The sequence below is a fragment of the Nonomuraea sp. NPDC050404 genome, from assembly GCF_040655495.1.
Classification (GTDB): Bacteria; Actinomycetota; Actinomycetes; order Streptosporangiales; family Streptosporangiaceae; genus Nonomuraea.
Genome location: NZ_JBFAKB010000009.1, coordinates 94,500 through 110,746 on the forward strand (window position 1 = coordinate 94,500; position 16,247 = coordinate 110,746).

A 16,247-nucleotide genomic window follows, 5' to 3' on the forward strand; every position below is an offset into this window, starting at 1 on the left:
CATGGCAACCGTGACGGCGCCCGCCACGAGCGACGCGCACGCGTCGGACCCGGAGCCGCCGCCGAAGCCCCGCTTCGGCATCGGCCGCGCCCTGGCCTGGGCGTTCATGATCCTGGCGATCGTCGCCAGCCTGTTCCCGTTCTACTGGATCCTGCGTACCGCGCTGTCGGACAACAACGCGCTCTACGCGGGCGGCGACAGCCTGCTGCCCGTACGGTTCTCGTGGGGCGGCTTCGAGCGCGTCTTCGGCCTGCAGACCGGCCAGGAGGCCATCGACGCCGGCGGCGCGGGCCAGCCGATCGCGTTCTGGCGCTATCTCCTCAACTCGGTGCTGGTCGCGACGCTGGTCACCGCCGGGCAGGTGTTCTTCTCCGCGATGGCCGCCTACGCCTTCGCCCGGCTGCGCTGGCGCTACCGCGACGCGGTCTTCGCCGTCTTCCTGGGCGGCCTGATGATCCCCGCGATCTTCACGCTGCTGCCGAACTTCGTGCTCATCAAGGAGCTCGGCCTGGTGGACACCGTGCTCGGCATCGCGCTGCCCAGCATGCTGATGACGCCGTTCGCGGTGTTCTTCCTGCGCCAGTTCTTCCTCGGCATCTCGCGCGAGGTCGAGGAGGCCGCGCTGGTCGAGGGGGCCTCGAAGACGCGGATCTTCTTCCGGCTCATCCTGCCGATCTCGGCGGCGCCGATCTCCACGTTGTCGATCCTGACCTACATCACCTCCTGGAACGAGTACTTCTGGCCGCTCATGGTCAGCTACACCGACAAGTCGCGGGTGCTCACCGTGGCACTCGGCGTGTTCAAGTCGCAGAAACCGCAGGCAGGACCCGACTGGGCGGGCCTCATGGCGGCCACGCTGGTGGCGGCGCTGCCGATGTTGCTGCTGTTCTTCGTCTTCGCCCGCCGCATCGTCAACTCCATCGGCTTCAGCGGGATCAAATGATGCTCAGACGAACCCTCACCCGAATCTCGCTCGCCGGGCTCCTGCTGACCACCGCCTGCGGCGGCGGGGGCGGCGGCGCGGACGGCACCATCGAGTACTGGCTCTGGGACTCCGCCCAGCAGCCCGGCTACCAGAAGTGCGCCGACGTCTTCCAGCAGCGCAACCCCGGCCTGCGCATCCACATCTCCCAGTACGGCTGGGACGACTACTGGTCCAAGCTGACCGCCAGCTTCATCGCCGACACCGCCCCCGACGTCTTCACCGACCAGTTGTCGAAGTTCCCCCAGTTCGTGGACCTTCAGGTGCTGCGCCCGCTCGACGACCTCGGCCCCACCAGCGACATCAAGGACTCCGACTACCAGGAGGGCCTGGCCGAGCTGTGGAAGGGCAAGGACGGCAAACGGTACGGCGCCCCGAAGGACTGGGACACCATCGCGATGTTCTACGACGCCGCCGCGCTCAGGACCGCCGGCATCGACCCGGCCACGCTGAACGAGCTGACCTGGAACCCCCGCGACGGCGGCACCTTCGAGAAGACGATCGCGCGCCTGACCATCGACCAGAACGGTGTCCGGGGCGACGAGCCCGGCTTCGACAAGACCAGGATCAAGACGTACGGGCTGGCCGCCAACGGCGGTGGCGGCGACAACTGGGGGCAGACGCAGTGGTCGTCCTTCACCGGCAGCGCCGGCTGGCAGGCCACCGACCGCAACCCCTGGGGCACCCGCTTCAAGCTGGACGACCCCGTCGTGCAGGACACCCTGGGCTGGTACTTCGGCCTGGTGCAGAAGGGCTACATGGCGAGCTACGCCGCGATCGGCGGCGCCAACCAGATCACCCCCGACACGCAGATCCAGTCCGGCATCGCCGCGATGGGCCTCAGCGGCTCGTGGACGATCTCGGCGTTCACCAAGCTCACCGACGCCGCAGGCAAGAAGCTGGACATCGGCGTCGCGCCCACCCCGATCGGCCCGACCGGGAAGCGGGCCTCCATGTTCAACGGTCTGGCCGACTCCATCACGACGTTCTCCAAGCAGCCGGAGAACGCCGCGAAGTGGGTCAAGTTCCTGTCGGATGAGGAGTGCCAGAACATCATCGGCCAGACCGGCGTGGTGTTCCCGGCCCGTCCGGCGGGCACGGAGCTGGCGATCCAGTACAACAAGAACGAGCGGAACCTGGACGTCTCGGCCTTCACCGACCACATCGAGAATCGCACCACCTTCCCGCTGCCGGTGACCTCGAACGCGGCCGACGTCACCGCGCTGATGCGGCCCGCCCTGGACGCCGTCTTCCTCGGCGACGTCCCCGCCACCTCGCTCACCGACGTCAACCGGCGGCTCAACGAGTTGTTCGAGGTGGTCGGATGAGCCGCCGGGCCTCGGAGCCGGTCCCTGATTGACTGCGGCGGTTGCGGGGTGAGTGATGGTTAGTCGGCCCGTATACCTATATTCCCGCTATGGTGGCGGGCGAGCCGGTCGGGCCGGCCACCGACGTGTTCGCGTGGGCGGCGGTGATGGTGTTCGCCGGGACCGGTACGCCGCCGTTCGGCAACGACTCGCTGCCGGCCGTGCTCCGCCGCATCCTGCACGACGAGCCGTACCTGGGCGACCTGCCCGGACCGCTGCGCCCGATCGTGCTGGCCTGCCTGACCAAGAACCCGGCGGCCCGGCCCGGCATGCAGGACGTCCTGCTCCGGCTGATCGGCTCCCGCCCGGCCCCGTATCCCGGCTCGCATCCCGTCGCGCCGTCTGCCGCGACGCTTCCCCCCGGGCACAGGCGCAGGCAGGGCAAGGGGATGGCGGTGCTGACCGGCGTCGGGGCGCTGGCCGTGGCGGGCGCACTGGTCGCGGGCGCGATCACGCTGATGCCGCCGGCCACGACCAGCGCGGCCCTGGCACCCCCTCAGACGCCGAAGGTGACGAGGACCTCGACCGGCGGGAACGTGCGCGTGGCGTCGGTGACGCTGGACGGGATGAAGATGGGCGGCTGCCACCACCCCAGCACCTTCGCCGTCGCCAAGGTGGCCGGCCCCTCCGGCAAGCAGATCCCCTACCAGTACCGCTGGATCGTGGACGGCCAGGACGAGGGCAAGCTGACGGGCTTCGTGACCAACGGATCGGACGTGCTGCGGCGCAACCCCATGAGCTCCTTCAGCGCCGGCAAACACTCGGTCGTCTTCCGCCTGCTGTCCGGTTCCGGGGGCGGCGGCAGCCGGTCGTTCACGATCTGCGAGTTGTGACCTCGTACTCGGGGAACATCGGCGGCAGGTCGCCGGGCGTGAGAGCGGTCGGCCCGAACAGCCAGTCCACGTAGCCGTAGTCGTGGACGTCGCGCTCGCGCAGCACCGCGTTGCGCCACTCGCGCTCGTCCCCGTCGTGGTGCCACAGGTTCCCCCAGGCGCGGGCCGTGCGCTGCACGCGGCCGCAGTGCAGGGGACGGACGGCGTTGTACGCGGCCAGCGCGGCGTCCCAACCGGCGGTCACCTGCTCCGACAACACCCACGCGTCCTCGATGGCCATGACCGCCCCCTGCGCCAGGTACTGCAGCGGCGGATGCGCGGCGTCCCCGGTGAGGGCGACCCGGCCGCGCACCCAGTTCGTGATCGGCTCGCGGTCGTACATCCGCCACCAGCGGTCGCGCCACATCAGCGGCAGAGCGGCACGGACCTGGCCGCAGGTGGCCGCGAACGCCCTGTCCAGCTCGTCGGGCGTGCCCCAGTCCTCCTCGCCGGCCAGCGCCTTCTGCGACTCGAACACGGCGACCTGGTTGAACATCTCGCCGTTCCGCAGCGCGTACTGGACGAAATGGCAGCGGGGGCCGACGTAGACGACCACGTCCTTGGGTTGCACGTCGAGGCCGGCGACCTGCTCGAAGGGCACCGCGCCCCGGTAGGCGACGTACGCCGAGCTGACCGGCTCGTCGTCGCTCACGATCCGGCGGGCCAGGGAGCGCAGGCCGTCGGCGGCCAGGACGACCCGGCCGAACTCGCGCCCTCCGTCGTGCACGGCGACCGCGCCCTCCCCGGCCTGCTCGTACCCGGTCACCGCGACGTCGTTGACGAGATCCACGCCGGCCTGACGGCACGCGCGCAGCAGGGTGCCGTGCAGGTCGCTGCGGTGGATCACCACGTAGGGGAATCCGTAGCGCCGCTCCACGTCCAGCAGGTCGAGCCTGGTCAGTACGGTGCCGTCGAGCGCGTCCTTCATGACGATGTTCTCGGGCAGCACGCCGAGCGACTTGATCTCATCGAGCAGGCCCCAGTGATGCAGGATGCGGGTGCAGTTGGGCGCGATCTGCAGCCCGGCGCCCACCTCGCCGAACCGGTGGGCCTGCTCCAGCACCCGCACCCGCAGCCCCCGGCGGGTGAGCGCCAGGGCGTTGGCCAGCCCGCCAATGCCGCCGCCCACCACCACGACATCGACGTCTTGGCTCTGTTCACGCATGTCGGGGAACTCCTTCTACAACCATCGCGGCAGTTCGGGCGCCGGCCCGCCGTCCGCGCCGGTGACGCCGTGCGGCCGGCGGCCGGAGAGGTAGGCGGCCAGGTCGGCGAGAGCGCCGGTGACCTGGGCGGGTTCGCCCGAGCCCGGGATGGTCCAGGTGCCGTCGTGGTCGGTCGCCGTGAGGGTGAGCGCGCGTTCGGCGGCCGCGGAGCGCTTGGCGGTGATGTCGTCGATCAGCGCGGCGAGGAACCCGTCGGGCAGGTCGCCGAACTCCACCCCGGCGTCGAGGTCGACGGCGTGCACCATGACCTCCCGCGCTCGCATCCAGGGGATTTCCGTGGCCGCGACGGTACGCCCCTGCGCGGTGCGCACCTCCCGGCTCCACTGCCGCTCGTCCAGCTCGCCGAGCCGCTCCTCAAGGGTCGCGGCGGACCGTACGGCCCAGGCCCGCAACTCGGATGCCGGCGACTTCGCGCCCGCCTCGATGTCGGCGTCGCGCTGCTCCCGGGAGGCGTACATCGGCCGCTCCTCACCGGTACGGGCCCAGTACGCCAGGTTGACCAGCGCGTCCGCGTTGGCGGCCAGGTGCGCCAGCAGATGTTTGCCGCTCCAGCCGGCCAGCCTCGTGGGCCCTTCCAGCCGATCGTCCGGCAGCGTGGCCAGGGCGTCGAAGAAGATCTCGGTGCCCTGGGCCATCCACCTCTGGCCGCGGGCCATCACGCGACCGCCTCGGTGACGGCCTTGACCTCGGACCGGCCGAGCCCGGTGATCTCGGTGGCCAGGACACTGCCGTCGGTGAGGTACCGGGCGGGCTCGCGCGCGTGCCCCACCCCGCCCGGCGTGCCGGAGGCGATGACGTCGCCGGGGGAGAGCGTGAGGATCGTGGAGACGTACCGGACCAATGCGACGGGATCGAACACCAGATCCGAGGTGTCGGCTCGCTGCACCACCTCGCCGTCCACCTCTCCGGTCAGGGTGAGCGAGGGCCGGTGGCCGCCGGGCAGCTCGTCGGGGGTGACCAGGTAGGGGCCGAACGGCGTGCTGCACTCCCAGGTCTTGCCCTGCAGCCACACGGGGGAGCGGTACTGCCAGTCGCGCATGGTGACGTCGTTGAGCACGGCGAACCCCGCGATGGCCGCGGCGGCCTCGTCCTCGCCGGCGCGTCGCACGGTCGCGCCGATGACGATCGCGAGCTCGGCCTCCCAGTCCACCTGGTCGGACTCGGGCGGGAGCCGGATCTCGTCGTACGCCCCGACGAGCGCCTCGGCGTACTTGGCGAACAACGTCGGATACCGAGGCAACTCCCGGCCCATCTCCAGGATGTGGTTGCGGTAGTTCAGCCCCACACAGACGATCTTGCCGGGCCGGGGCACGACGGGCGCGTAACCGGCGCTCCCGGTCACCGGGCCGTGCGCCCGCGCGGCGTGCTCCGCCCAGTCCGGCCGGGCCAGCAACTCGCCGACGTCGGCGACGCCCAGGTCGATCAGGGTGTCCTCCTCGACCCGCACGGCGCGGGTGCCGCCGGCTTCGAGGCGGATGGTGGCGAGCTTCATGCGTGCGGCCTTTCCACGGTGTGCCGGTCCAGGTGCAGGGCCTCGAAGATCGGGCTGTCGCTGAACCGGAAGAGGTCGAGCGCTCCGGAGTCGGAGTCGGACGCCGAGGCTTCGGACTTCGCCGAGAACGGCGCCCAGGAGGGCACGACGAACAGGTCGCCACGGGAGACCGACCACGACGCCTCGCCGACCGTGACCCGTCCGCCGCCGTCGAAGACCTGGTAGACCGAGGAGCCGGCCTCCCGGCGGGGCGCGGTCTCCGCCCCGGCGCGGACGCGGTGCATCTCGACCCGGATCGTCGGCAGCACGTCGCCGCCGGTGGTGGGGTTGGTGTAACGCACGGCCGCGTGACCGGGCTCGACCGTACCCGGGTGGCCCTCGGCCTCCAGCGTGAGCTGGTCGGTCAGCGCGCGGTCGGTGTCGGCCCAGCGGTAGGCCAGCAGCGGGGTGGCGGGCTTGGCTCCGGGGACGGAGACCGGGCGCAGGCCGGGGTGGCCCCACAACCGCTGGGAACGGGACCGCTCGGGCGTGGCGCGCTCGGCCTCGCTGATCCGGTCCCGGCCGAACTCGAAGAACTGGGACTCGGTGACGTACTGGAACGGGATGTCCAGGCCGTCGATCCACGCCATCGGCCGCTCGGCCGCGTTGTGGTGGGCGTGCCAGTTCCAGCCGGCCTGCGGCAGGAAGTCGCCGCGGCGCATCGGCACCGGATCGCCTCCGACGACCGTCCACACGCCTTCGCCCTCGACGACGAAGCGGAAGGCGTTCTGGGTGTGCCGGTGCTCGGGAGCGTCCTCGCCCGGCATCAGGTACTGGATCGCCGCCCACAACGTCGGCGTCGCGAACGGCCGGCCGCCGAGCGCCGGGTTCGCCAGCGCGATCGCCCGCCGCTCACCGCCACGGCCGACCGGCACCAGGTGGCCGGACCGGTCCGCCAGCGTCAGCAGGTTCTGCCAGCGCCACAGGTGCGGGACCGCCTTGGAGCGGGGGTGCGGCGGCATCAGGTCGCCGATCTCGGTCCACAGCGGGACCAGCAACTCCTTCTCGAAGCCCCGGTACAGCTCCGCCAGGTCGGGCGACGGCGTCGGCTGGTCCGGCGAGTCGGCCACGTTCAGGCGAACCGGTGAGTTCGCGGTCTCGGTCATGTCTGCTCCTAGCTCCTTCCGGCAGCGGGTCCAGCTTGTATCGTGACGGGCGGAAAAGAATAGGAGATTCTGCTGTGAAGAATCCCCCCAACTATCTCGTCCGCAGTGTCGACCACGCGTTGCAGCTCGCGGTCCTGCTCCAGGTCGAGGGCCCGATCGGGGTGGGTGAGGCCGCGCAGCGGCTCGGCGTCGCGCCCTCCACCGCGCACCGGCTGCTGGCCATGCTCGTCTACCGGGACTTCGCGGTCCGGCGCGAGGACCACCAGTACGCGGCCGGCCCGGTGCTCTCACTCGGTGGCAGCTCCCAGTCGCGTATCGCGCTGCTGCGCTCGGTCGCCATGCCGCAGCTGGCCGCGCTGGTGGCGCGGGTGCGGGAGAGCGCGAACCTGCAGATCCTGTCCGGCGATCACGTACGGTTCATCGGGTCGGTCGAGTGCACGCAGGCGCTGCGGGTCGGCAACCGCGAGGGCATGGTCTTCCCCGCCCACCTGGCCTCCGGCGGCAAGATCATGCTCGCCGACCTGCCGCAGGAGCGGCTCGACGCGTTGTACGGCGCCGACAAGTGGGCCGGGCGCCTGGACCAGCGGCCCAACCTGGTGTCGTTGCGCCGCGAGCTGCGCAACGTGCGCGAGCGGGGTTTCGCCATCAACGCCGGCAGGACCGAATCGGGCGTCACCGCCGTCGGCCGGGCCGTACGCGATGAGGACGGCCGCGCCCAGGCGGCCGTGTCGGTGTCGATGCCCAGCAGCCGCTTCTCCCGGGACCGGCTCCCCGAGCTGGTCGGCGCCCTGTCCTTGACCGCCCGCGACATCGAGGAGGAACTGCGCGGCTCGCCGGCCACTCGCGTGTCGTAAGAGGGTCAGGCGGGTGGGGCCACCGGAGCGGGCAGGCCCACGTCGAACAGGCGGGCGTCCACCTCGTTGAGCGCCAGGCGCAGCGCGCCCAGCGCGACGCTGTTCGCGCCGAGGGTGGAGGCGCGGATCTCGGGAACCCGCAGGCAGGTGCGGCCGAGCTCGCGGGCCAGCTGGTCGAGGATGAGGTCGGCGGAGCGGGAGAAGCCGCCGCCGAGCACGACGACCTGCGGGTCGAGGGTGAGGACCAGGGCGGCGGTGCCGATGGCGAGATCGCGGGTGTAGCGGCGTACGGCGGTCCTGGCGGCCTTGTCGCCGGAGCGGGCGGCGTTGAACACCCAGGCCGCCGCGTCGTCGGGGTCGGTGCCCGCGGGCAGGCTGGCGCATTTCTCCAGGTGGGAGGGTGCGGTGAGCCAGCGGACCGCGCGCAGCGCGCCGATCTCGCCGGCCGCGCCGCCGAAGCCGCGCCGCAACTTGCCGTCGATGATCAGACCGGCACCGGTGCGCATGCCCGCCAGCAGGTAGACGATGTCGTCGGCGTCGCGGGCCGCCCCCTGCCAGCGTTCGGCGAGGGCGGCGAGCTTGCAGTCGTTCTCCACCTGGACCAGGCAGGAGAAGCGCGCGGCCAGATGCTCGGCGGGGTTCACGCTGGCCCATCCGGGCAGCGGCGTGAACAGCGTGGTACGGCCGCTGGCATCGACAGGACCGGTCACCCCGACGGTGATCGCCCAGATCTCCTCCGGGCGCAGGCCGGCCGCGGCCAGGCACTCGTCCACCGCCGCGTCGACGACGGTGAGCCGGGCCGCCGGGTCGGCCCCCGGATCGACCGGCAGGCGGCTCGTCCACGCGACCGTGCCGTCCAGGTCGGCGAGCATGGCCAGCACCTTGTGCGCGCCGACGTCCACGCCGAGCACATGCCCGGCGCCGGCGTTGAACCGGTAGCGCCGCGCGGGACGCCCGACGACGCTGCTGCCGTCGGGCTCCACGACGGTGAGCCAGCCGTCGGCGACCAGGCCCTGCACGATGACGTCCGTGCCGGGCCTGGACAGCCCGGTGCGGGTGGCCAGCTCCGTGACGGTGGAGGGCGGATGGGCGCGCAGCGCCCGGACGATGCTGAGCGCGTTGAGCTCTCGCATCCGGGTCACGTCCGTCCCGGTCGTGACCTGCTCGGTCACCCTCGCCCCCTCGGATCCCCTGAATAACGCTGCGCTCTTTACAAAAGGGTAGTGCGTGGTCAGGAGATCGGATACCACTGCCCGTCCGGCGAGATCACCGGTCCGAAGTCCACCTCCCTGCCGTCGATGGCGAACACGTAGCGGCTCTTGCGCACGACGGCGGGCCTGGCCGACAGGTACGCCGTCATGTCCGCCAGCTCCTCCGGCCGCAGCCACGCCGGCGGATCCGAGACGGCCCGGAAGCCGCACACCGTGGCCAGGTCGCGCAGCCAGCCGAGCTGCCGGTCGCTGAGCAGGTTGAGGCGGCTGCGGAAGTACACGACGTCCGGGTCGACCTCGGCCAGCGGCGCGTGCCACAACCGGTGCAGCGTGTTGACCACGGCGTTGCGCGCCATCGCGTCGGACGGGTCGTCGCTGGCGTAGTTCTGCCACATCGGCGCCACGTCGGGGCCGCTGCGCAGCCCGTCGAGCAGGCCGAGCGAGGGCAGCAGGAGCGCGCCGCTGCCCAGCAGGTACACCTCGTCCCCGGCCGTGCGCCGGATCAGCTCCAGCGCCCGCCGGTAGGCGTGCTCGCGGCCGAGCCCGCCCTGCCGTACGCCGGGGGCCGCGCCCGCGTTGATGAAGTCGAGCTTGAGGTAACCGAAGCCCCACTCGTGCACGACCCGCCGGATGAGCCGCTCCACGTGGTCGAGCGCGTCGGCCCTGGACAGGTCCAGCGCCCAGTACCCGGTGCCCCAGTTGTGGCCGGCGACCACGGGCTCGCCGCGCTCGTCGCGCAGCAGCAGCTCCGGCCGTTCGCGGGCGGTGCGCGAGCCGGGCAGCACGATGAACGGCGCCAGCCACAGTCCCGGCCTCAGCCCCGCGCCGGAGATCCGGTCCGCCAGGGCGCGCATCCCTGAGGGGAACTTGGCGTTCGGCTCCCAGTCGCCGACCATCTCCTCCCAGCCGTCGTCCACCTGCAGCACCTCGAAGGGCAGGCCCTTCAGCGCGGCGATGTCCCCGGCCAGGCCCGTCTCGGTGATGCCCTCGTAGTAGGCGTACCAGCTGCACCAGACGTTCCCGGCGCGGCGCTGGCTGCTGCCGAGCCGGTCGGCGAGCGCGCGGGTGTAGGCGGCGAAGACCTCCTCCTCTTCGCCGCAGGCCAGGAACCATGGCGCTCCGTCGTCCTCGTACCAGCCGGCGAGCGTGTCGCGGTCGGCGGTCAGGCGCGGGGTGCCGAGGCCGAGCGCGCCCAGCAGCAGGACCTGCCCGTCGCGGCCCTGTACGGCGGCGACCGCCGAGGAGTGGTGGCGGGCCGGGTCGTCCCAGACAGGGTCGTCTGCGGTGGTCCGGCGGCGGGGGTCGGCGATGCGCAGCGGCGGCTCCGACAGCCGCCGCCAGCCGCACGGGCTCCACGAGTTCTGTCCGTGCCGGTAGAACAGCGCGTCGCCGAGGCCGTGCAGCACGGCCACCCGGCCGGCCGGCAGCAGGACCCCGCCGTCGATCTTCTGTGGTGGCTCGGAGCCGGTGAGTTCCATGGCTACGGTACGGCCTGCCAGCTCGACGAGCAGCGGCATGTCGCTCCTTTCCTCGTTCAGCTGAACGGCGTTCAGGTGAACAGCGCGTTGACCTGGTCGTTGGCCTTCTTCAAACCTTCGGCGGCGCCCACCTGGCCCAGGACGATCTGCTGGATGGCGTCCTGGACGATCTGGCTCACCTCGTTGCCGTGCTCGGTGATGGGCAGCAGGAACGTGCCGCCCTGCTCCTTGGTCGCATCGACGTACACGCTCACGTCCCGCCCCTCGGCCCGGTGGGCGGCGGCGGCCTTGTCGCTCGCCGTCTTGACCGCGGGGAAGACGACGGCGTTGCCCGCGACGATGTCCTGGCAGTCGGCGGAGGCGAGGAACTTCACCCACTTCCAGGCTTCCTCCTTGTGCTCCGTGCCGGCGAAGATCGCGTCGGACAGGCCGTTGATGGCGGTCTTGCGCGTGCCGGCCGGGCCGAGCGGCATCGGGGCCAGGGCAAACTTCTGCTCGGCGTCGGGGCCCAGGAAGGTGTTGATCGTCCACGATCCGGCGAAGGTCATCGCGCCCTTGCCGGCGCCCAGCACGGCGTCCCTGCCGAGGGTGGACTGCTTGTCGAACTTGGGCGCGTACCCCTTGTCGATGAGCCGCTTGTACCAGTCGATGGTCTGGGCGAGCTTGGGGTCGTCGTACTTGTACCGCGTGCCCCAGGGGTTCTTGTCCAGGTAGGTCCACCCGTTGGCGACGGCCAGGTCGCCCCAGCCGTTCTGGCCCTGGGAGCCGTCACCCCATTCGGGCAGGAAGCCGTACACCTTGACCTTGGTCTTGTCGAAGGCCGGGTCGAGGCCGTTGCGGCCGTTCTCGTCCACCGTGAGTTTCGCGATGGCCTGCTGGAGCGTGCCACCGTCGGTGGGGTTCCAGGTGAGCTCGGCCATCTCCGCCGCCTTGAGCTTCTGCTCCTTCAGCATCGTGCTGTTGTAGACGAGCGCCACGGTGTCCCAGTCCTTGGGCAGGCCGTAGCGCTTGCCGTCCTTGACCCAGAGGTCCGCGAGGCCCGCCTGGTACTGGTTCAGGTCCACCTTGTCCCGGGTGACGAACGGCTGGAGGTCGAGGATCTGGCCGCTGCCGACGAACTGCGGATAGTACGAGCCGTGGTCGGTCCACACGTCGGGGGCCTGGCCGGCGGCGAGCTGGGTGGTGAGGTTCTGCCAGTACTGGGCCCACGCCGTCTGGGTGATCTTGACGGTGATGTTCGGGTTGGCCTTCTGGAAGGCGTCGGCGCACGCCTGGTACGACGCCTGCTGCTGGTCGTCCCAGAGCCAGTAGTCGAGCGTGACCTTGCCGTCCTGCGACTCCGTGCCGCCGGATGACCCGCAGGCGGCGAGCATGGTGGCGAGTGTCAGCGACAGCAGCGCCGTGCCTGCCCGCTTGGTGGTGATCATGATGCCTCTTTCGGGGGGTTACTTGATGCCGGAGAAGTTGAGCGACTGGACCAGCCGGCGGCCGAGGAAGATCAGCAGGAGCAGGACCGGCAGGACCGAGAGGGTCGAACCGGCCATGAGTCCGGTCCAGTCGGGGCGGGTGTTGGGCGACTGCTGCAGGAAGACGCCGAGCGCGACGGTCAGCACGCGGGTCTCCTCCTCGCGCCCGACCAGCAGCGGCCACAGGTAGTCCTTCCAGGCCCACACCGTCGTGGTCAGCCCGATGGTGATCAGCGGCCCGCGGCTCATCGGCAGCACGATGCGCCAGAACACGCCCCACGCGCCGTTGCCGTCCAGCCGGGCTGCCTCCTCCACGTCGCGCGGGATGGACAGGAAGAACTGCCGCAGGAAGAAGACCGCGAACGGGGTCATCAGAATCGTCGGCGCCACCATCCCGGCGAACGTGTTGACCAGGTCGAAGTTCTTCACCAGCACGAAGTTGGGCAGCAGCGTGAAGATCGGCGGCACCATGAGCGCGGCGATCATGACCCCGAAGACGAAGTCGCGGCCGGGGAAGCGCAGCCGGGCGAAGGCGTATCCGGCCATCGCGCAGAAGAACGTCTGCAGGATCGCGATCAGGCCGCTGTAGACGACCGAGTTGAGCAGGTAGCGGGCGAAGTCGATCCGCGCGCCCGACCCGCCCGCCGCGCGGGCCTCCTCCTGAGAGGTGAGGCCGAGGATGCGCAGGAAGTTCACCAGCGTCGGGTGCTGCGGGAACAGGGCGCCGCTGTCGGCGTAGAGTTCGGCGGCCGGGGTGAGCGCCGTGCGGACCATCCAGTAGAAGGGGAACAGGGTGAGCACGAGGGCCACGGCCACCGTGGCCCAGGCCGAGATCTTGCCGATGCGGGGCAACGGATGTCCTCTCCTCAGGCCAGGTCCGAGCGGGAGGCCCGCAGCAGCCGCAACTGCACGAACGTGAGCACGCCGAGGACGAGCGCGAGCACGAGTGCCGCCGCCGAGGCGTAACCCATGTGGAAGTACTGGAAGGCCTGCTGGTAGATGAAGTAGTAGATGACCCTGATCGCGCTGGTCGCCCCGCTGCCGCCCGCGGCCACGGCGACCGTGTCGAAGATCTGGAACGATCCGATCAGCGACACCACCAGCACCAGGGCCAGGACGGGCCGCAATATCGGCAGCGTGATCGAGCGGAACATGCGCAGCTCGCCGGCGCCGTCGAGGGCGGCGCTCTCGTACAGGTGCGGCGGGATCTGCAACATGCCCGCGTAGAGCAGCAGCGCGGTGTAGCCGGTGTAGGCCCAGGTGTTGACCAGGCCGATGGTCGGCATGGCCCAGTCGGGCGAGACGAAGAAGCCGATCGTGCCGAAGCCGAGCGCCTTGAGCAGGTGGTTGACGAAGCCGAGGTCGGCGTCCAGCAGCCAGATCCAGAGCAGCGCGACGGTGACGTTCGGCACCAGCCACGGCAGCAGCAACATCGCGCGCAGCGCCACCGATCTTGTGAGCCGGTGCATGAGCGCGGCCAGGAGCAGGCCGAGCAGCAGTTGCGAGCCGATGTTGATCACGACGTAGTAGGCGGTGACGCCGAGGGAGTGCCAGAACTGCGGGTCGTGGACGAGCTTGGCGTAGTTGTCCGCGCCGACGAAGGCGGGGTCGTTGAGCAGGTTGTAGTCGGTCAGGGAGTACCAGAAGCCGCGGACGGCCGGGTAGCCGAAGAAGATCACGAAGCCGGTGATCGCGGGGATCAGGAAGAGCCACGCCGCCCGGCGGTCGTCACGTTTCCCGCGCCGTGGCGCGCCGGCCTTCGTGCCGCCGTCGCCGTCACTGTTTCCGTCACTGTTTCCGTCACTGTTTCCGTCACCGTTTCCGTCACCGTTGCCGTCGCCCGGCTCGGTGACCTGCGACCGTTCTGCGGTTCGCGTCGTTCTCATGATCGTCCTCGGCGCTTGGTGAAATTGCCCTCTTGCCACGGGGTGACTCCCGGAATAATGATGTGAGACATCGGAAGTTTGTCAATAGCTCCTCATAAGTGAGCGAGCGTGCGGCACTGTCTCCGAACCCTTCCGTCCCACGTCAACCCCCATGTGGCGGCTCCGACCGACCCGTCGCAGGCCACGTACTTCGGAGGATGCTCAGTAATGTCTGCCCTCATCCGGGCCTCACTCGCGGCCATCGTCGCCTTCGCGATGGCCCTGTTGCCCGTCACCCAGGCGTGGGCCGCCGCCGCGGGCGGGGTGCCGCCCCGGCCGCCGGGTCCGCCCTCGCCCGACCCGTCGCTCCGGGCGCATGCGCTCACGGCCGCGCCCGGGCCGCTGGACAACCCGCTCAAGGGATTCGCCCGCTTCTACACGCCGGGCGGCGACCAGAACGCCGGCTATCCGACGTCCCTCACGTGGAGCTATTTCGGCCTGTCAGAGGTGATGAAGAACCCGGGTGACTGCTCGGCGTACGACTGGTCGGTGCTCGACAGCGCGCTGAACGAGATCGCCTCGTACGGCAACCAGGCGGCCGTACGGTTCTACCTGGAGTACCCCGGCGGCAGCGGCAGCCATCCGGCCAACGCCATCCCGCGCTGCTTCGACGGGCACGTCACCTACCGGACCAACACCCACTGGAACACCACCAGCCCGGACTACGACAGCCCGTACCTGCTCGACGCCCTGGGCGACTTCATCGCGGCCTTCGGCGCCCGCTACGACGGCGACCCGCGCGTCGGGTTCATCCACCTGGGGCTGATCGGGTTGTGGGGCGAGTGGCACACCTGGCCGTTCGACACCGACACCGGCGGCGACAACCATCCGAACTTCATGCCGACCGACGCGAACGCCACGCGGATCCTCCAGGCGTACGACGACGCCTTCGACCGGACCAAGCTGGAGATGCGCTACCCCGACTCGGCTTCGGGCGCGGGCACGAACCGGGACATCGGCTACCACGACGACTCCTTCTGCTACCGGGAAGGCTCGCCACTGGCGGGCGTCACGCTGCCCCAGTCGCTCGGCGGGGCGAGCTACGCCCAGCTCCAGCGGGCACTCGACCACGGCGCCGAGAACAAGTGGACCACCACCTCGATGGGCGGCGAGGTCCGGCCCGAGATCCAGCCCTCGGCGTTCGCGTCCTGGCCGGGCGGCTCCGGGCAGGTCGACAACATGAAGGCGTGCATCGAGCTGGAGCACACCACCTGGAAGATCAACGAAGGCAGCCGGAACTACCTGGCGGGCGACCAGAACGTGGCCGCCGCCGTCCGGCTCATGGGCTACAACCTCACCGTCGGCGACGCCTACTACAAGGACACCGCCAGCGGGAACACGAACGTGGGCGTGCGGATCAGCAACAACGGCGTGGCGCCGTTCTACTATCCGTGGCAGGTCACCCTCGGACTGAAGAACAGCGCCGGGACCGTGGTCAAGACCTTCGACACCTCCTGGGACCTGCGTACGGTCATGCCGCTCAAGATTCGCGCGTTCCCCGACTGGGGCGTGGGCTCCGACCCGACCTACCTGGACTATGGCCACCCGCAGTACTTCCAGACCGGCGTGAACCTCTCCGGCGTGCCCGACGGCGCCTACCAGTGGGTGCTGCGGGTGAAGAACCCGCTGGAAGCCGTCTCCGCGAACGCCAAGAAGCTGCGCTTCGCCAACGCCACCCAGGGCGCCGACGGCTGGCTCGGCCTCGGCCCCGTCACCGTCGGCACCGCGCCGCCATCGGGTTCCGGCCTGGTCGTGGACGACTTCGACGGCGACCCGGCCTACCCGTCCGCCGCCCGCAACGACCTCGGCAAGTGGACCGGCGGCAACGGCTTCGCCAACGGCGGCGGCTCGGGGGTGGTGTCCGGCGGGGCGCTCGGCCTGCGGTACGGCAACACCGGCTGGTTCGGCAGCGACGTGCCGGCCGACCTGTCCGCGTACACGCATCTCGTCGTACGGATCAAGGGTGCGTCGGGAGGCGAGCAGTCCCACTTCCACCTCAGCCTCGGCGGGGCGAGCAAGATCTTCGGGGACTTCACGCTCGACGGCGGCGGCCGTCCGGCCATCACCACCGCCTACCAGGACATCAGAATCCCGATGGCGGCCAATGGGATCAACCGCGCGGCCGCCGGGCAGATCGCGATGGGCTTCTGGCACGGCGGCAGCGGCACCGTGACCATCGACTCCCTCTCCTTCCAGTGATCTGAAGGGGGCGCTGTCAGCAGCGCCCCC

At 70.5% G+C, this 16,247-nt stretch carries 14 protein-coding genes; 5 read left to right on the plus strand and 9 right to left on the minus strand.

Annotated elements, in window-relative coordinates; genetic code table 11:
- Nucleotide 1: 1 nt before the first annotated feature.
- From AB0I81_RS25560 to AB0I81_RS25570, 3 genes are all read left to right on the plus strand, one after another.
- A complete protein-coding gene (locus tag AB0I81_RS25560) occupies nt 2–943 on the plus strand; it encodes a carbohydrate ABC transporter permease (RefSeq protein WP_360660981.1) in 942 nt (313 codons plus the stop codon).
- On the plus strand, nt 940–2,310 hold the full coding sequence (locus tag AB0I81_RS25565; protein ID WP_360660984.1) for a sugar ABC transporter substrate-binding protein: 1,371 nt from the start codon (nt 940–942) through the stop codon (nt 2,308–2,310). The genes AB0I81_RS25560 and AB0I81_RS25565 overlap by 4 nt, the downstream gene beginning before the upstream one ends.
- 89 nt (nt 2,311–2,399) lie before the next feature.
- A complete protein-coding gene (locus tag AB0I81_RS25570; protein WP_360660986.1) occupies nt 2,400–3,182 on the plus strand; it encodes a hypothetical protein in 783 nt (260 codons plus the stop codon).
- Here the strand turns inward: AB0I81_RS25570 and AB0I81_RS25575 are convergent.
- The 4 genes from AB0I81_RS25575 to AB0I81_RS25590 are packed head-to-tail and all read right to left on the minus strand — an operon-like array spanning nt 3,163 to nt 7,084.
- Entirely contained in the window at nt 3,163–4,386 is a 1,224-nt protein-coding gene (locus AB0I81_RS25575) for an FAD-dependent oxidoreductase (RefSeq protein ID WP_360660988.1), read from the minus strand. The genes AB0I81_RS25570 and AB0I81_RS25575 overlap by 20 nt on opposite strands.
- 15 nt (nt 4,387–4,401) lie before the next feature.
- On the minus strand, nt 4,402–5,103 hold the full coding sequence (locus tag AB0I81_RS25580) for a maleylpyruvate isomerase family mycothiol-dependent enzyme (RefSeq protein ID WP_360660991.1): 702 nt from the start codon (nt 5,101–5,103) through the stop codon (nt 4,402–4,404).
- Complete coding sequence (locus tag AB0I81_RS25585; protein WP_360660994.1) at nt 5,103–5,939, minus strand: fumarylacetoacetate hydrolase family protein; 837 nt, start codon at nt 5,937–5,939, stop codon at nt 5,103–5,105. Before AB0I81_RS25585 ends, AB0I81_RS25580 begins: the two co-directional genes overlap by 1 nt.
- Nucleotides 5,936–7,084, minus strand: coding sequence for a cupin domain-containing protein (locus tag AB0I81_RS25590; protein ID WP_360660997.1), 1,149 nt, complete (start codon nt 7,082–7,084; stop codon nt 5,936–5,938). Before AB0I81_RS25590 ends, AB0I81_RS25585 begins: the two co-directional genes overlap by 4 nt.
- A gap of 74 nt (nt 7,085–7,158) precedes the next feature.
- On the opposite strand from AB0I81_RS25590, the gene AB0I81_RS25595 reads away from it, so the two are divergent.
- Nucleotides 7,159–7,938 carry an IclR family transcriptional regulator gene (locus AB0I81_RS25595; RefSeq protein ID WP_360661000.1) on the plus strand — a complete coding sequence of 260 codons (780 nt, stop codon included), beginning with the start codon at nt 7,159–7,161 and terminating at the stop codon, nt 7,936–7,938.
- A 5-nt stretch (nt 7,939–7,943) separates the two neighbouring features.
- Here AB0I81_RS25595 and AB0I81_RS25600 read toward each other — a convergent pair whose 3' ends face one another.
- The 5 genes from AB0I81_RS25600 to AB0I81_RS25620 are packed head-to-tail and all read right to left on the minus strand — an operon-like array spanning nt 7,944 to nt 13,979.
- On the minus strand, nt 7,944–9,110 hold the full coding sequence (locus AB0I81_RS25600; RefSeq protein ID WP_360661003.1) for an ROK family transcriptional regulator: 1,167 nt from the start codon (nt 9,108–9,110) through the stop codon (nt 7,944–7,946).
- Nucleotides 9,111–9,169: 59 nt separating this feature from the next.
- Nucleotides 9,170–10,666 (minus strand): glycoside hydrolase family 36 protein, encoded by a 1,497-nt coding sequence (locus AB0I81_RS25605; RefSeq protein WP_360661007.1) that lies wholly within the window; start codon nt 10,664–10,666, stop codon nt 9,170–9,172.
- Between the two features lie 32 nt (nt 10,667–10,698).
- Nucleotides 10,699–12,054, minus strand: coding sequence for a sugar ABC transporter substrate-binding protein (locus AB0I81_RS25610; protein ID WP_360661009.1), 1,356 nt, complete (start codon nt 12,052–12,054; stop codon nt 10,699–10,701).
- An 18-nt stretch (nt 12,055–12,072) separates the two neighbouring features.
- Nucleotides 12,073–12,945: a carbohydrate ABC transporter permease gene (locus tag AB0I81_RS25615; protein ID WP_360661012.1), complete on the minus strand. Its 873-nt coding sequence runs from the start codon at nt 12,943–12,945 to the stop codon at nt 12,073–12,075.
- Nucleotides 12,946–12,959: 14 nt separating this feature from the next.
- Complete coding sequence (locus AB0I81_RS25620) at nt 12,960–13,979, minus strand: sugar ABC transporter permease (RefSeq protein WP_360661015.1); 1,020 nt, start codon at nt 13,977–13,979, stop codon at nt 12,960–12,962.
- 207 nt (nt 13,980–14,186) lie between these two features.
- Between AB0I81_RS25620 and AB0I81_RS25625 the strand changes: the two genes are divergently transcribed.
- Nucleotides 14,187–16,217, plus strand: coding sequence for a DUF4832 domain-containing protein (locus AB0I81_RS25625; RefSeq protein WP_360661018.1), 2,031 nt, complete (start codon nt 14,187–14,189; stop codon nt 16,215–16,217).
- The last annotated feature ends 30 nt before the right edge of the window (nt 16,218–16,247 follow it).

Bases quoted from the DNA above. Each gene is read 5' to 3' on its own strand.
- AB0I81_RS25585 (WP_360660994.1), bottom strand. From the start codon at position 5,939: ATGAAGCTCGCCACCATCCGCCTCGAAGCCGGCGGCACCCGCGCCGTG.
- AB0I81_RS25570 (WP_360660986.1), top strand. From the start codon at position 2,400: ATGGTGGCGGGCGAGCCGGTCGGGCCGGCCACCGACGTGTTCGCGTGG.
- AB0I81_RS25560 (WP_360660981.1), top strand. From the start codon at position 2: ATGGCAACCGTGACGGCGCCCGCCACGAGCGACGCGCACGCGTCGGAC.
- AB0I81_RS25565 (WP_360660984.1), top strand. From the start codon at position 940: ATGATGCTCAGACGAACCCTCACCCGAATCTCGCTCGCCGGGCTCCTG.
- AB0I81_RS25605 (WP_360661007.1), bottom strand. From the start codon at position 10,666: ATGCCGCTGCTCGTCGAGCTGGCAGGCCGTACCGTAGCCATGGAACTC.
- AB0I81_RS25575 (WP_360660988.1), bottom strand. From the start codon at position 4,386: ATGCGTGAACAGAGCCAAGACGTCGATGTCGTGGTGGTGGGCGGCGGC.
- AB0I81_RS25580 (WP_360660991.1), bottom strand. From the start codon at position 5,103: ATGGCCCGCGGCCAGAGGTGGATGGCCCAGGGCACCGAGATCTTCTTC.
- AB0I81_RS25620 (WP_360661015.1), bottom strand. From the start codon at position 13,979: ATGAGAACGACGCGAACCGCAGAACGGTCGCAGGTCACCGAGCCGGGC.
- AB0I81_RS25625 (WP_360661018.1), top strand. From the start codon at position 14,187: ATGTCTGCCCTCATCCGGGCCTCACTCGCGGCCATCGTCGCCTTCGCG.
- AB0I81_RS25590 (WP_360660997.1), bottom strand. From the start codon at position 7,084: ATGACCGAGACCGCGAACTCACCGGTTCGCCTGAACGTGGCCGACTCG.
- AB0I81_RS25610 (WP_360661009.1), bottom strand. From the start codon at position 12,054: ATGATCACCACCAAGCGGGCAGGCACGGCGCTGCTGTCGCTGACACTC.